The sequence below is a fragment of the Pseudobutyrivibrio xylanivorans genome (genome assembly GCF_008935055.1).
GTDB classification, from domain to species: domain Bacteria; phylum Bacillota; class Clostridia; order Lachnospirales; family Lachnospiraceae; genus Pseudobutyrivibrio; species Pseudobutyrivibrio xylanivorans_A.
Genome location: NZ_CP043028.1, coordinates 2,958,407 through 2,974,262, shown reverse-complemented (window position 1 = coordinate 2,974,262; position 15,856 = coordinate 2,958,407). Strand labels below are relative to the sequence as shown.

General features: G+C 41.1%; 15 protein-coding genes and 1 tRNA gene. 14 read left to right on the top strand and 2 right to left on the bottom strand.

Features of this window, described 5'->3' with window-relative positions:
* The first annotated feature begins 6 nt into the window (after positions 1–6).
* From FXF36_RS13485 to FXF36_RS13440, 10 genes are all read left to right on the top strand, one after another.
* Positions 7–213 (top strand): hypothetical protein, encoded by a 207-nt coding sequence (locus FXF36_RS13485; RefSeq protein WP_151624931.1) that lies wholly within the window; start codon positions 7–9, stop codon positions 211–213.
* A 64-nt stretch (positions 214–277) separates the two neighbouring features.
* Entirely contained in the window at positions 278–493 is a 216-nt protein-coding gene (locus FXF36_RS13480) for an MATE family efflux transporter (RefSeq protein WP_151624929.1), read from the top strand.
* Between the two features lie 154 nt (positions 494–647).
* Positions 648–821, top strand: coding sequence for a 30S ribosomal protein S21 (gene rpsU, locus FXF36_RS13475; protein WP_015549455.1), 174 nt, complete (start codon positions 648–650; stop codon positions 819–821).
* Positions 822–911: 90 nt separating this feature from the next.
* The gene (locus FXF36_RS13470; RefSeq protein ID WP_151624927.1) at positions 912–2,501 is read left to right on the top strand and encodes a peptide chain release factor 3; all 1,590 of its coding nucleotides are present in this window, start codon (positions 912–914) and stop codon (positions 2,499–2,501) included.
* 175 nt (positions 2,502–2,676) lie between these two features.
* Positions 2,677–3,726, top strand: coding sequence for a recombinase RecA (gene recA, locus FXF36_RS13465; protein WP_151624925.1), 1,050 nt, complete (start codon positions 2,677–2,679; stop codon positions 3,724–3,726).
* Between the two features lie 2 nt (positions 3,727–3,728).
* Positions 3,729–4,322, top strand: a complete 594-nt coding sequence (locus tag FXF36_RS13460) for a regulatory protein RecX (RefSeq protein ID WP_151624923.1) — start codon at positions 3,729–3,731, stop codon at positions 4,320–4,322.
* A 141-nt stretch (positions 4,323–4,463) separates the two neighbouring features.
* A complete protein-coding gene (gene rny / locus FXF36_RS13455) occupies positions 4,464–6,011 on the top strand; it encodes a ribonuclease Y (RefSeq protein ID WP_151624920.1) in 1,548 nt (515 codons plus the stop codon).
* Positions 6,012–6,060: 49 nt separating this feature from the next.
* Positions 6,061–6,597 carry an NUDIX hydrolase gene (locus tag FXF36_RS13450; RefSeq protein ID WP_151624918.1) on the top strand — a complete coding sequence of 179 codons (537 nt, stop codon included), beginning with the start codon at positions 6,061–6,063 and terminating at the stop codon, positions 6,595–6,597.
* Positions 6,598–6,870: 273 nt separating this feature from the next.
* Complete coding sequence (locus tag FXF36_RS13445) at positions 6,871–8,862, top strand: methyl-accepting chemotaxis protein (protein WP_243143515.1); 1,992 nt, start codon at positions 6,871–6,873, stop codon at positions 8,860–8,862.
* A gap of 13 nt (positions 8,863–8,875) precedes the next feature.
* Positions 8,876–9,328, top strand: coding sequence for a chemotaxis protein CheW (locus FXF36_RS13440; protein ID WP_151624913.1), 453 nt, complete (start codon positions 8,876–8,878; stop codon positions 9,326–9,328).
* 140 nt (positions 9,329–9,468) lie between these two features.
* On the opposite strand, the gene FXF36_RS13435 is transcribed toward FXF36_RS13440, so the two are convergent.
* Entirely contained in the window at positions 9,469–10,500 is a 1,032-nt protein-coding gene (locus FXF36_RS13435; RefSeq protein ID WP_151624911.1) for a 3-deoxy-7-phosphoheptulonate synthase, read from the bottom strand.
* Positions 10,433–11,395 carry a shikimate dehydrogenase gene (locus FXF36_RS13430; RefSeq protein WP_151624910.1) on the bottom strand — a complete coding sequence of 321 codons (963 nt, stop codon included), beginning with the start codon at positions 11,393–11,395 and terminating at the stop codon, positions 10,433–10,435. The genes FXF36_RS13435 and FXF36_RS13430 overlap by 68 nt, the downstream gene beginning before the upstream one ends.
* A 146-nt stretch (positions 11,396–11,541) precedes the next feature.
* Here FXF36_RS13430 and FXF36_RS13425 point away from each other — a divergent pair.
* The 4 genes from FXF36_RS13425 (at position 11,542) to ligA (ending at position 15,806) form a co-directional block, all read left to right on the top strand.
* Positions 11,542–11,615 (top strand) — tRNA-Arg (locus tag FXF36_RS13425).
* A gap of 39 nt (positions 11,616–11,654) precedes the next feature.
* Positions 11,655–12,950 (top strand): SH3 domain-containing protein, encoded by a 1,296-nt coding sequence (locus FXF36_RS13420; protein ID WP_151624908.1) that lies wholly within the window; start codon positions 11,655–11,657, stop codon positions 12,948–12,950.
* 75 nt (positions 12,951–13,025) lie between these two features.
* Complete coding sequence (locus FXF36_RS13415) at positions 13,026–13,751, top strand: pseudouridine synthase (protein WP_151624906.1); 726 nt, start codon at positions 13,026–13,028, stop codon at positions 13,749–13,751.
* Between the two features lie 51 nt (positions 13,752–13,802).
* On the top strand, positions 13,803–15,806 hold the full coding sequence (gene ligA / locus FXF36_RS13410; RefSeq protein WP_243143514.1) for an NAD-dependent DNA ligase LigA: 2,004 nt from the start codon (positions 13,803–13,805) through the stop codon (positions 15,804–15,806).
* The last annotated feature ends 50 nt before the right edge of the window (positions 15,807–15,856 follow it).

Here is a 15,856-nt window from a genome sequence, read left to right as displayed (position 1 = left end):
AAAGAAATGAAAAAGAGTTTAGTAAAGATTATCACAGCATCACTCCTTATAGCAGCAGTTATCATTACATTTTCTGGAATGGTAGCGATGGTACAGAAAAATTCAGCGGCATCTTCAAAGAGCCAGATTACACCAGTAGTATCTGAAGAGAGTATCATTACAACAGCATTATCAAAGGATCCCCATCCTTGGAGACCAGGTACAAGATGCTAAGGATATAAGATTCAAAAATAGCATTCTGTTTCAAATTGTAGATATAACTATAGTGTCTGAATCTATGAAAGAAACTGCCATTGGTTCACTTTTGACTGCAACTGTGGCATCTCTAATAGATGTAATAATCCTAAGTTACTTTTTAGGACCGAATATGCTTGCAGTTGTTGAAGTCTGCATGCCTATATATATGCTGGTCAATACAATTGGAATGCTAATTGCCTCAGGTGCCACAACGCTTTACGGGCTGTATCACAGCTTGGAATGGCAGTATGTTTGATTAGGGGAATCTCTAGATTTTGAAAATATTCTGAATAAATTTTCAAAAAATATTGATTTTAGTTGACAAACTTGTTTTTTATGCTAAAATGCTTGTTAGTGCTTTTAGATTAATGAGTACAAGTCCCCAGATGGAGGGAGGTTAGGATTAGACTATGTCATATGTTACAGTTAAAGAAAACGAGTCATTAGACAGCGCTCTTCGTAGATTCAAGAGAAACTGTGCTAAGGCTGGTATCCAGCAGGAGATTCGTAAGCGTGAGCACTATGAGAAGCCTTCAGTAAAGCGTAAGAAGAAGTCTGAGGCTGCTAGAAAGCGTAAATACTAATTTACAGCTTACAAATTATGAAGTTATGGCCTATATCGTTACGGCGGTATAGGCTATTTTTCGGTTTATATCGTATTTTTGGAGGTTTACATGGCTTTTACAGTTGAAGAAGAAATCAAGCGTCGTCGTACATTTGCAATTATTTCCCATCCTGATGCAGGTAAGACCACACTTACAGAAAAATTTCTATTATATGGAGGCCAGATTAATTTAGCTGGTTCTGTTAAGGGAAAGGCAACAGCACGTCATGCAGTTTCTGACTGGATGGAAATCGAGAAGGAGAGAGGTATTTCTGTTACTTCCTCAGTCCTTCAGTTTGAGTATGATGGCTACTGCATTAATATCCTTGATACTCCTGGACATCAGGACTTCTCTGAGGATACATATCGTACACTTATGGCTGCAGATTCAGCTGTAATGGTTATCGATGCATCAAAGGGTGTTGAGGCCCAGACACGTAAGCTTTTTAAGGTCTGCGTTATGCGTCATATCCCTATTTTTACATTCATTAACAAGATGGATAGAGATGCAAACGATACCTTCGAGCTTTTGGATGATATTGAAAATGAGCTTGGAATCGCTACTGTTCCTGTAAACTGGCCAATCGGCTCAGGTAAGGAATTCAAGGGAGTTTACGATAGAAATGAGCGCACAGTCCGCATGTTCTCTGATACTCAGAAGGGTACAAAGCAGGGTGAGGAGCGCATTATTTCAATTGACGATCCAGCTTTAAAGGATGAGATTGGTCAGGATAAGTACGACCAGCTTATGGAGGAACTTGAGCTCCTTGATGGTGCAGGTGCTGAGTTTGATCAGGAATTAGTTACAGCTGGAGAGCTTTCACCAGTATTCTTTGGTTCAGCTCTCACAAACTTTGGTGTTGAGACTTTCCTTGAGCACTTCCTTAAGATGACCTATAGCCCACTTCCTCGTAAGAGTGATGTTGGTGAGATTAGCCCATTCTCAGAGGATTTTTCTGCTTTCGTATTCAAGATTCAGGCAAACATGAATAAGGCACACCGTGACCGTGTTGCTTTCCTTCGTATTTGTTCTGGTACATTCGATGCCAGCAAGGATTATCTTCACGTTCAGGGCAATCGCAAGGCAAAGCTTTCTGCTCCACAGCAGATGATGGCAGATGAGAGAAAGATTGTAGACAAGGCATATGCCGGTGATATTATCGGTGTGTTCGATCCAGGTCTTTATAGTATTGGTGATACATTTACTTCTGCAAAAAAGCCATTTAAGTTCGAGGGTATTCCTACTTTCGCACCTGAGCACTTTGCACGTGTTCGCCAGATTGATACCATGAAGCGTAAGCAATTTATGAAGGGTATCACACAGATTGCACAGGAAGGTGCTATCCAGATTTTCCAGGAGTACAATACTGGAATGGAGGAAATCATTGTAGGTGTTGTTGGTGTTCTTCAGTTCGACGTTTTGAAGTATCGTCTTAACAACGAGTACAATGTAGAAATTGGTCTTGAGAATCTTCCATATGAGCATATCAGATGGATTGAGGGAGATTATGATATTAATAAGATCTCTGGTACATCTGACATGAAGAAGATTAAAGACCTTAAGGACAGACCACTTCTCTTGTTTGTTAACTCATGGTCAGTTGGCATGGTTCAGGATAGAAATGAAGGTCTTGTTCTTTCAGAGTTCGGAACAAATTAAGTATTGACTTCTCGTTTTTATGATTGTATATTATTGGGCAGTGGCATTCGCCACTGTCTTTTTGTTTTTTCGTTTTCTTATTTTTTATCCCATTTTTTTATTGACATTCAATCCCCATTTCACTATTATTATATTTAAAGAACGAACAGTTGTTCCGAACGGAGGTTTTAATACAATGGCAAATGAAGATAAGTTAAAAGCATTAGATGCTGCGATTTCGCAGATTGAGAAGCAATATGGTAAGGGTTCTGTTATGAAGCTTGGCGAGGGTGCTAATGTTCAGGTGGAGACAGTTCCTACAGGCTCTATCAGCCTTGATATAGCTCTTGGACAGGGCGGATTCCCTAAGGGCCGTATCATCGAGATTTATGGACCAGAATCTTCTGGTAAGACTACACTTGCACTTCATGCAGTAGCAGAGGTTCAGAAGACAGGCGGTATTGCAGGTTTCATCGATGCAGAGCATGCTCTCGATCCTAAGTATGCAAAGGCAATCGGTGTTAATATTGACGAATTATACATTTCTCAGCCAGACAATGGTGAGCAGGCTCTTGAAATTACAGAGACTATGGTTCGATCAGGCGCTATGGATATTATCGTAGTTGACTCTGTTGCAGCCCTTGTTCCTAAGGCTGAAATCGATGGAGATATGGGTGACAGTCACGTTGGTCTTCACGCACGTCTTATGTCACAGGCCATGAGAAAGCTCACAGGTATTGTTGCCAAGACAAACTGTGTTGTTATCTTTATTAACCAGCTTCGTGAGAAGGTTGGTGTTATGTTTGGAAATCCAGAGACAACTACTGGTGGTCGTGCACTTAAGTTCTATGCATCAGTTCGTATTGATGTTCGTCGTATTGAGGCTCTCAAGGCTAATGGCGAGGTAATTGGAAACAGAACTCGTGCAAAGATTGTAAAGAACAAGGTAGCACCTCCATTCAGAGAGGCAGAGTTCGATATCATGTTTGGCGAGGGTATCTCTCGTGAGGGCGATATTCTTGATGTTGCTACAAATCTTGACATTGTTCAGAAGTCTGGTGCATGGTATGCATACCTTGGCGAGAAGATTGGTCAGGGCCGCGAGAATGCAAAGCAGTATCTCAAGTCTAATCCAGAGGTTTGCGAGGAAATCGCAGGCGCTATCCGTGACCACTATGCAGAGACTGATGAGAGTGAAGTCGGCTTAGTTGGCGGAGAGAAGGACGACGTAGAGGTTATCGATTAATCATGGAAGTTAAATCTCTTGTTAAATTAACCAAGGGAAGAGCAAAAATCTGTCTCGATAATGGGGCAGATTTTGTTCTATATAAGAAGGAATACGAAGCCTATGGTATAGAAGAAGGGGCGTATTTGCCTGAAGAGAAATATCAGGAAATATGTCAGGAAATACTGATTCCGCGCTGTAAGAAGCGGGGATTAAATCTTTTGGAAAAGCAGGACCGCACGGAGAAGAACCTTCGTGATAAGCTTTCGGAGGGAGGCTATCCGGAGGCTGTTATCGACATAGCTATTGATTATATCAATTCCTTTGGCTATATAGATGATGCCCGCATGGCAGCCAGTCACATTCGCTTTTATCAGGACACCCGAAGCCGTCAGAGATTGAAGCAGGATTTACTTTCTAAGGGTGTTTCCTCAGAGGTTATAGAGAGAGTTTTGGATGAGGAATACACAGCAGATGAACAGGAGTTAATTAAATCCTTATTAATCAAAAAGGGCTATGATTCTGAGGATGCCACTTATGAGCAGAGGGCGAAGATGTACAGGTTTCTAATGTCCAGAGGGTTTTCGTCTGACTCAATTAATCGTGTCTTAAACTGACATTTACCTACTATATGTTGTATACATTTCCTTGACAGACGCCTTGCATAAAGTTAAACTAAATGTGTTGATATGTATAAATGAGAGCAAAATTGCTTTTATTTTATATTCAATTTAGAAATTAAATAAGGAGGTGCTCCTGTGGGCGTAACGATTATTAGTTGTCTTGTCGTTGCCGCTATCGCAGTTGTTGTCACTCTTGCCATCTCCAATAATTATCACAAGAGCCAGGATGCTAAGAAGATTGGCTCAGCCGAGGAAAAGGCTCGTGAGATTATCGATGAGGCAGTTAAGAGTGCGGAGGCCAAGAAGAGAGAAGCTATGCTTGAGGCTAAGGAAGATGCCATGAAGCAGAAGAATGATCTCGATAAGGAAATCCGTGAGCGCCGAGCAGAGATTCAGCGCAGCGAGCATAGAATTTCTCAGAAGGAAGATAACCTTGAGAAGAAGCTCGAAGCTGCAGAGAAAAGAGAAGCTGAATTTGCTCGTCAGGAACAGCAGCTTAACAAGCAGCGAGAAGAGGTTGCAAAGCTTAATCAACAGCGTGTACAGGAACTAGAGAGAATCTCAGGACTTACCTCCGAACAAGCAAAAGAACAACTTTTAAAATCTGTAGAAGAAGACGTCAAATTAGACGCAGCAAAGCTTATTAAGGAAAGTCTTACTCAGGCTAAGGACGAAGCTGAGAAGAAGGCACGTGATATTGTTGTCAGTGCTATTCAGAAATGCTCAGCAGACCACGTAGCAGAGACTACTATCTCAGTAGTACAGCTTCCTAACGATGAGATGAAGGGACGTATCATTGGTCGTGAGGGTAGAAATATCCGCACACTTGAGACAATGACAGGTGTAGAGCTTATCATTGATGATACTCCAGAGGCAGTTATCCTTTCTGCCTTCGATCCAGTGAGACGTGAAATTGCACGTATCGCTTTGGAGAAGCTTATCGTTGATGGTCGAATTCATCCAGCCAGAATTGAAGAGACAGTTGAAAAGGCTAAGAAGGAAGTTGAACAGCAAATCCGTGAGGAAGGCGATGCAGCTGCACTTGAGGTTGGTGTTCAGGGAATTCATCCAGAGCTTCTTAGATTACTTGGAAAGATGAAATTCAGAACTAGCTACGGTCAGAATGTTCTTAAGCATTCTATCGAAGTGGCTCAGTTATCAGGACTCCTTGCTGCAGAGCTTGGACTTGATGTTAGAGTTGCTAAGCGTGCGGGTTTACTCCATGATATTGGAAAGGCAGTTGATAGGGAGCAGGAGGGTACTCATGTACAGCTCGGCGCAGATCTTTGTCGTAAATACAAGGAGTCTCAGACAGTTATAAATGCTGTTGAAGCTCATCATGGCGATGTAGAGCCAGAAACACTTATAGCTTGTATTGTACAGGCTGCTGATACAATCAGCGCAGCTAGACCAGGTGCTCGTAGAGAGGCCATGGAAACTTATACAAACAGATTAAAAGAACTTGAAGAAATTTCAAACGGATTTAAGGGTGTAGAAAAATCTTTTGCTATTCAAGCAGGTAGAGAGATTCGTATTATGGTAGTTCCTGAGCAAGTTTCAGATGCCGATATGGTCATCATGGCTCGTGATATTTCTAAGCAGATTGAGAATCAGCTTGAGTATCCAGGACAGATTAAGGTAAATGTAATTCGTGAGTCACGAGTTACTGACTACGCAAAGTAATAATTAGCGGCTGGTTATCCAGCCGCTTTTTTTGGACAAAGGTGGGAATATGCAAGAAATTAAAAGAATAGATCGAAAACTAATCCACAAAGGCTCAATACTTGATATTTACGAAGACACTATGCTTCTTCCTAATGGCAATATAGAGAAGTGGGATTTTGTCAGTCATAGAATGGGAGCTGCCTGTGTACTTGCTGTAAAGCCAGATGGTAAAATTCTTATGGTTAGACAGTATCGTAATGCTTTAGAGCGTGAAACTTTGGAGGTGCCGGCTGGGAAACGTGATTCTATAGATGAAGATACAGCAATCTGCGCTGCAAGGGAGCTTGAAGAGGAAACTGGATATAGAGCAGGTAAATTGGAGAAGCTTTTGGCATTAAAATCTACCGTTGCATTCTGTGATGAGATGATTGATGTTTACCTGGCAACAGAACTTGAAAAGGTTGGAGAACAACAGCTGGATGAGGCTGAAGATATTGGAATAGAGGCATTTGAGCTAGCTGAGCTCATGGAAATGTGTTATTCAGGAAAGCTACAGGATGCAAAAACTGTGGCGGCTATCATGGCATATGCTGCAAGGCAATAATTTATTCATTAGAAACATATAAATGGAATAGATTGACATTTGTATAGTGCAAATAGAAATAAGAGATTGAAGAGTTTCCTCTTTGGTCTCTTTTTTTTGATGTGAAAATTGCACAAAAATATACAATATATATTTGTGCGCAATTACCGATTGCACTTGAAAAAATACAACACAACGTTATAAAACGTGCTATAATCCCAAATTGAGTTCACAAAAATAACACAAATAAAACACAATTAGGTCATAAACGCATTTTGAGTTATGGAGGTAAAAATGAAATTTAAAATGTCAGTATTTCAAAGTGTAAAGACCAAGCTTATTTTAGCAATGGTCGCAATCGCAGCGTTGCCACTTCTTGTAGCAACATCTATCAGCTATTATACATCAACAAATGAAGCTAAGGAATTAGCTAAGGAACAGAATGAATGGGCAGCTTGGTATTTACAGTCAAGTCTTAATACAATTTTTGCAAAGGGTGAATCTGCTCTTTATTCAATTGCTTCTTCAGAGGACACAATTAATTTCTTAACAACAAGTGAAAATGCTGAAAATGTTAGATACCAAATGCAGTACATCAATTCCGTTATCGGTGATGGAAATGAAATTACTCTCGTTGATACAAATGGTCAGATGGTTCTTCGTAGTGATGACAGAGCTTTATCTGATGTTTCTACTAGAGATTATTTCATCGGTGCTATGAAGGGTGAGACAACTGCTTCATCAGTTATGGTAAGTTCATCAACAGGTATCAGAAGTATTTGTCTTGCAGTTCCTGTTTTTGCTACAGGCACAAAGAATGTTATTGGTGTTTTATATAGAAGCTATGATTTAGCTCAGCTTCGCGATGTTCTTCTCGATGCTGGCGGAGAGTCTTTCCTTATTGATACATTAGGTGAGCTTGCTGTTCACTCTGATTATGAAATTGCAGTTGATGATGAGCCAACAATGATGGATCAGGCTTCCTTCTATACAAGTGAGTCTGAAGATGGAACTGTTGAGGCAAATCAGAATGGTAGAGCACTTTACATTTCATATGTAAGAGAGCCAATCACAGGTTACAGAGTATGTATGGCTATTGAGGTTAATAAGGTTCTTATGGATGCAAGAGTCTCAGCCATGACTACAGTCCTCATTGGCTTAGTATTACTTCTTATTGGTGCAGTAATTGCATTCTTTATTGCAATGAGCTTTACAAAGCCAATCCTTGCTGTTAATGCTTGTCTTTCAAATCTTGCAGAGGGTCACTTTAACAAGATTGAAGCATACACAAATCGTAAGGATGAGTTTGGTCACATGGTGAAGAGTACAAACTCACTTATCGATGAGCTTTCTTCTATTGTAGGAAACATTAAGGATTCTTCAAACACAGTTGGTGAGTCCTCAGAAGAGCTTTCAATGATGGCTAACCAGATTGCAGCTACAGCAGAAAGCGTTGCAGTTGCAGTTCAGCAGATTGCAAGCGGCGCAGTACAGCAGGCTGAGGAGGTTCAGTCAGCTGCTGAGAATACAACAATGATTACTGATGCTGTTGAGAGTGTTAAGGATTCTACAACAGAGATGACATCACTTGCAGACAGAATGAAGAATGCTTCTGAGGCTTCAAGCTCATCACTTGCTATTCTTCAGAATACAAGCACAGATATGACAATTAAGATTGAGGAAATTGCAACAAAGATTTCTTCAACACAGAATGCAGTTTCTAATATTAATGAGCGTGTAGAGGGAATTTCTGGCATCGCTGCTCAGACAAACCTTCTTTCACTTAACGCTTCAATAGAGGCTGCAAGAGCAGGCGAGGCTGGTAAGGGCTTTGCAGTAGTTGCAGAGGAAATCAGAAAGCTTGCTGATGATTCAGAGAGCCTTGCTCAGGAAATCAGAGTATTGATGGATGAGCTTTTAGCAGAGGCTGATCAGGCTGTTAAGGCTGCAGGCTATGTAATGGATGGAAACATCGAGCAGCAGAAGGCTCTTGGTGAGACACTTGATGCTGTTCACGGAATGCTTGGTGATATCGAGGAGACAGTTGCCAGCGTTACAAAGATTTCTGGCGAGGCTGAGACTTGCGTTTCTTCTAATACAGTTGTAGCAAATGCTATGTCATCACTTTCAGCTATTTCTGAGGAGAATGCAGCATCTACAGAGACAACAGGTGCATCTGTTGAGGAGCTTTCAGCTACAGTTTCAACACTTGCTGGTTCTGCATCACACCTTAAGAATATTGCAGAGCAGTTAAACGAGGATATGAAGTTCTTTAAGATAGCTTAATAGGAGGGTAGTAATGAACGATTTAATGGTTATGAACAAGACAGAGGATGAGGAGAAGCAGTTTATCGTTTTCCGCATCAATAAGGAATATTTTGGAATGGATATTTTTGACATCAACTCAATTATCATGATGCCAGAAATCACAAAGATGCCAAAGGCTCCTGAGTATATGCAGGGCGTTATTAACCTTCGTGGTCACGTTGTGCCTATTATGAGTCTTCGTAAGAGAATGAATTATGGTGAGGAGAATATTACAAAGGATTCTCGTATCATCATTGTTAATCTTGAGAATGACGAGCTCATGGGAGTAATCGTAGATGACGTTAAGGAAGTAATGAACATTCCAACAAGCGAAATCGTAGAGTCTTCACCATTCGTAAAGAAGGAAGACAGCTTCATTAGTGGCGTTGGTAAAAAAGATGACGAGTTGATTTCAATCTTTGAGGTAGAGAAACTCATCGCATAGTCTCGAAAAATAACATAATCCCCTAGTTACGGCTACAAGCCTGAGAGTTTCTTTGCTCGACTACATGTCTCGCGCCAGAAACCTCAGAGCTTGATGCCTACTAGGGGATTTTTATTACTCGTAGATACGTGCCACTACGCTTAGTTTCGCTCTGCGATTGTATATAGAAGATGACGTGTATCTTCCCATCCAAGACATGGGTCGGTGATTGACTGTCCGTAGGTCTGGTGGTCAGAAATAGGTTGGCATCCTTCTACAAGATATGATTCAATCATTACACCTTTGACGAGTTTTTTAATATCATCTGAGTGGTTACGATTGTGCATCACTTCTTTTACGATACGAATCTGCTCCTTGAACTGCTTATTTGAGTTGGAGTGGTTGGCATCGATGATGCAGGCTGGATTTACAAGATCCATTTCCTCGTACATATTGTGAAGGCGAATAAGGTCTTCGTAGTGGTAATTCTGTGTGCTGTTGCCATGTTTTGATACTGCACCGCGAAGAATAGTGTGAGCAAGAGGATTTCCACTGGTGGTAACCTCGTAGCCTGAGAAGGTGAAGTGATGTGGATGCTGTGCCGCATATACGGAATTCAGCATTACTGCAAAATCACCTGAGGTAGGATTTTTCATACCAGAGGCAACATCAAAGCCAGAAACAGTCAGGCGGTGGTGTTGGTCCTCAACAGAACGGGCACCGATTGCCACGTATGAAAGAAGATCATCTACATAGCCCCAGTTCTCTGGGTAGAGCATTTCGTCAGCGGCAGTAAGGTGTGATTCGGTCATTGCACGAATGTGCATCTTTCTCATGGCGATAAGACCTGCAAGCATATCAGGCGCCTCGTTTGGATCAGGCTGAGAAGCAATTCCTTTGTAGCCGCTTCCAGTGGTTCGTGGCTTGTTTGTATAAATTCGTGGGACAACTAAAACTTTGTCCTTGATATCGTCAGCTACACGGGAGAGCTTGTTTATATATTCACAAACTGCATCCTCGTTGTCGGCAGAACAAGGACCAATGATACATAAAAATCGGTCATCCTTGCCAGTAATAATATCAGTGATTTCTTTGTCTCGAGCTTTTTTCAACTCCTGAACATCTTTAGGAACAGGTAGCATCTCTTTGATTTCTTCTGGTGTAGGCATTTTCTTCAAGTATGTGAAGCTCATTGTTTTTCCTCGTTTCTTTATTTTGTTTTGTTTCTGGTTGATTGTCGAAATATTTTTCCTTAACCATGGCAACTGGCATGTCCAGTCCGGTCCAAATCTTGAAAGCAGCTGCTCCTTGATAGAGAAGCATGTATTTGCCGTTCATTGTCTTGCAGCCAGCCAAGCGAGCTTCCCTAAGAAGACGCGTTTCAGCCGGATGATATATTACATCACAGACTATAAGATTTGGATGGAAAAAGCTTGGTGGAACCAGTGATGAATCATCATCGCCCATTCCAACATTTGTACTATTAATAAGTATATCACTTTCCTGTATGCAAAATTCAAGAATTGTTAAATTTGAAATATCGTAAACATAAACCTCGCAATTGGTGGATTTCGTGATGCGCGCGGCGTAATCGACTGTCTGCTGAAAGCTTCCGTTTTTGCGCTTTAAAATGTTTATTTTATTTACACCTTCCATTGCAGCCTGAGTGATAATTGAAGTTGCAGCACCACCACAGCCAAGGATTGTGATAGTGGTACCTGTGTAGGATATTCCACTTTCCTTCATTGATTCGAGGAAACCGATACCATCTGTAGTGTAGCCCTTTAGCCTGCCATCCTTGTAAATACAAGTGTTTACGGAATTAGAGAGTTTTGCGATTTCATCAATCTCATCCAAGAAAGGAATGATTGCAGTTTTAAAAGGCATAGTAAGATTGAACCCGGCGCAGCCAAGTGCTTTTAGGCCTTCAACAGCATCGCTAAAATCAGCATTCTCAACTTTAAAGGCCATATAGGAAGCATCAAGACCATGCGCGTCAAAGGATGCATTGTGCATTGCTGGTGAAACGCTGTGGGACACAGGATTTCCCAGAAGACAGTAGAGTTGAGTAGTACCGATTGGATTCATAACATACGTCCTCCTTCTTAAACGATTTATGGAGAGTATTCTAGCACAATTCAGCGCTTTAAACAACTAAAGTTTTTACAAAAATATTACTTTCCGGTTTGATGTGTATACTAACTTGTGTTACAATATTCCGGCAGGTATTTTAAGTAGGCGTAGCGTAGCTGGATAACGCATCGGACTCCGACTCCGAAGACCGCCGGTTCGAATCCGGCCGTCTACAGTTATCTAAATTGCCTACAATGACTTACTGGAGGCGCACATGGATTTTAATAAGATTAAAGAAAATATTCGAAGAGTCGCAGGTATCTGCGGCGATTTTATAATTAAGAATAAAAGATACGTTTTGGCAGTGGCTATTTTCATATGCATGAACCTGGTTCTTTTTCTCGGAACAGGTGATAAAGCAAGTTCGAATAGCACGTCTGAGAAATCTTCTAGCCGTGTATACAAGGAGTTCAAAGAGAACAATAACGAAGCTCTTACCAAATTGATATCTGATTATTATGTAGCTTATGCAGCTGGTGATACAGATACCATTCAGACATTGGTATCACCTTCTCAGGTTAGTGACCAGGAGGTTAGCTACATTAAGTTCTATAGTCAGTACATTGAAGAGTTCCAGGATATTCAGATTTTTACAAAGCAAGGGCTTTCAAAGGGCTCATATCTTGTTTCTGTCAGAGTTAATCTTAAGTACAATGACATTGCTACAGCGGCACCAGGACTTGATTTTTTCTATGTTCAGACACAGGATGACAAGCTTTATATTGATAACACATATGGTTCATTCAATCAGAACAATAATGTAGTTGAGATGGATACAGAGATTTCAGATTTGATTTCTGTTTATATTCGTCAGCAGGATCTGCTCGATAAGCAGGCTGAGGTTACAAGCGAGTATAATGCAGCAATCAAGAATGATTCTGATTTAAACACATTTATGACTATTTCACTTCCTGATGCTATTGTCTCATGGAATACTGATTACAATGCACAGCTTGCAGCTGCAGCTGAAGCAGAAGCGCAGGCAGCTGAGGAAGCTGCAAAGGCAGAGGAAGAGGCAAAGGCTAAGGCCGAAGAGGAAGCAAAGGCTGCTGAGGAAGAAGCTAATTCATACACAGGTAAGGTTAATTCAAGTGTAAATGTTCGTGAGTCTGCTGATAAGACCAGCAATAAGCTTGGAAAGCTTTCAAAGGGTGATGAAATCAAGATCTACGGCGAAGAGGGTGATTTCTACAAGTTCGATTACAACGGAACCAAGGCATATGTTACAAAGTCTGCTGTAAAGGTTTCAACAGATACAGCTACTGAGGATACTCAGGAGACTACAGAAGAAACCACCGAGACAACAACCACCACAGTTTACAACAAGGGAGACAAGGTTACACTTTCTAGCACAGTAAATATCCGTTCGAAGATGGATTCGTCTGCATCAAAGGTTGCAGTTGCTTATGCTGGCGAAGAGGTCGAGGTTGTTATGAGCTATGCAGAGGGTTGGACAAAGGTTAAATATAAATCAAAAGAGGGCTTTATCAGAACAGACTTGTTAAAGTAAAATATGGTTTAGATTTTTAAGGAGGCCTAATCGGTCTCCTTTCTAATATCATTATTGGATTTAGTGGAGGTTTAATTGAGCCAGGAATTATTTCGTTTAAATAAATATTTGAGTGACGCGGGAGTATGCAGTCGAAGAGCAGCGGATGCAGCCATAGAGGCTGGGCAGGTCACTGTCAACGGACAGGTTGCAGTAATGGGAATGAAGGTTACTTCCGAAGACGAAGTCCTTTTCAAAGGAAAAACAGTTTCAAATGTGGGCAAAAATCAGATTCTCATTGCCTACAATAAGCCAGCAGGAATTGTCTGCACTGCAGAGAAGCGGGAGAAGAATAATATCATCGACCATTTGAATTATCCTGAGAGGATTTATCCAATCGGTCGTCTTGATAAGGACAGCACAGGTCTTTTGCTACTTACGAACCAGGGAGATTTGGTTAATAAGATAATGCGTGGCGTGAATGCTCACGAAAAGGAATACGTAGTCACTGTTGACAAGGAAATTACAGCGGATTTTATCAAGCAGATGGCTGCAGGTGTATATCTTGAGGAGTTGGACACCACAACTCGCAAGTGCCAAATCAAAAAGCTTGCTCCAAACAAGTTTAATATAATTCTTACACAGGGCTTGAATCGTCAGATTCGACGCATGTGTCAGGCACTTGGTTACAGAGTTCGCACCTTAAAGCGTGTTAGGATTATGAATATCGAGCTTGGAGATTTGAAGGAAGACAGCTACAGAGATGTAACTTCCGCTGAGCTGAAAAAGCTAAATAAATTATTAGTGGGATCAAAAAATTAGGCTTCCCCTTGAGGGGAAGCTGTCAGCTTTAGCTGACTGATGAGGTGGATAATGTTAATAGAAGAATATAAAAAATTAGTCGATACCATCGACTATCACATGGATAAATACTACAACGATGATGAGCCAGAAATCTCTGACTTTGAGTACGACCAGTTGATGCTTCAGCTGAAGGAGGCTGAAAAGGAGCACCCAGAATGGGTTACTGCTGATTCTCCAACTCAGAAAATTGGAGGAATCGCAAAGCGTGAAGCGGGAGTGAAGGTTACTCACGATGTTCCAATGCTTTCTATTGAGGATGTTTTTAATAAAGAAGACGTTACAGCCTGGGTTGAGAAGGTAAAGTCAGTTCATGCTGATGCCACTTTTTCAGTTGAGGCAAAAATCGATGGCCTCAGTATGACATTGCGATATGAGAAGGACAGCCAAGGGAAGCTAAAGCTAAAGCTTGCAGAGACCAGAGGTGATGGTCTTATCGGTGAGGACGTTACGGAAAATGCCCTTGTAATTCCTGATGTAAATAAATACTTGGATTTACCTTATGACAGCCTTCAGCTTCGTGGCGAGGTTTATATGTCTCATGAGGATTTTGACCGCTACAATGAGGATCAGGAACTGAAGGGTGGAAAACTTGCAGCAAATCCTAGAAATCTTGCGGCAGGAACCCTTCGTCAGCTTGATGCAAACATCACCAAGCAGCGTGGCCTGAAGATGTTTGTATTTAATGTTCAGCAGGGACCAGAGGAGCTTACGGAAAGCCACTGCAAGGGCCTTGATATTTTGGCTGAGCATGGTGTGCCTGTTGTATTCCACAAGGGATGTACCACAGCTGATGAAATTCTTGCTGTCATTGATGAAATCGGTGAGAAGCGTGAGGAGTTTGAATTTGATATTGATGGTGCTGTAGTAAAGATTGATCAGGTTGCATATCGTAACGATTTTCCAACCAGCGCTAAATATACAAGCGGCCACATTGCTTACAAGTATCCACCAGAGGAGAAGGAAACCAAGCTTCTTGATGTGGAGCTTTCTGTTGGTAGAACAGGCAGGGTGAATCCTACAGCAATTTTTGAGCCAATTCGTTTATGCGGTACTACTGTCAGTCGTGCGACCCTTCACAATCAGGATTTTATTGACGAGCTGAATATCGGTATCGGCGATACTATTGTGGTATATAAATCTGGAGAAATTATTCCAAAGATTAAAGAGGTTAATTACAGCAAGCGTCCTGAGGGGGTGAGCACCTACAAGATTCCAAATATTTGTCCAGCCTGCGGTGGACCGGTTTCAAGGGATGCAGACACGGCTGATATGAAGTGCTCTAATCCAAGCTGTCCAGCTCAGCTTGAACGCCATATAATTAATTTCGTTTCAAGAGATGCTATGGATATCAGAGGCTTCGGAGAAGTCTATATCATCGAATTAGTCAGACGTGGATATATAAAGGATATTGCAGATATTTATTCATTAAAGAATAAGCGAGATGAACTCATAGAAGAAGGTATCATTGGCAAGGAAAAGAATACAGATAAGCTTCTAGGGGTAATTGAAAGTTCAAAGCAAAACGATGCAGTAAGATTGTTTACTGGATTTGGAATTCCAAATGTTGGAAAAGCAGCTGCAAAGGCGTTACTTGGACAGTTCAAGGACATCGAAAAAATCATGGAACTGTCAGAAGAAGAGCTTATGCAGGTGAATGATATCGGTGAAATCAGTGCCAAATCAATTTATGATTATCTGCACGACCCTGTAAATATTGACATTATAGGCAGATTAAAGGCTGCAGGTGTTAATATGGTAGAGGAAGAAAAAGAAGGCGCTACAGACAAGCTTTCAGGCCTTACTTTCGTAATCACCGGAACACTTCCTACTATGGGCAGAAAGGAATGCCAAGAGCTTATTGAATTGAACGGTGGAAAATGCGCAGGTTCTGTTTCTAAGAAAACTAGTTATTTAGTGGCTGGAGAGGCTGCTGGAAGCAAATTGGATAAAGCTAATTCATTAGGCGTAACTGTACTTGACGAGGAAGGCTTACTTTCGTTGATAAATAGTTAAAATATAACGGGTTTTTATATGAAAATACACATTTTTATTTTATAATGTGC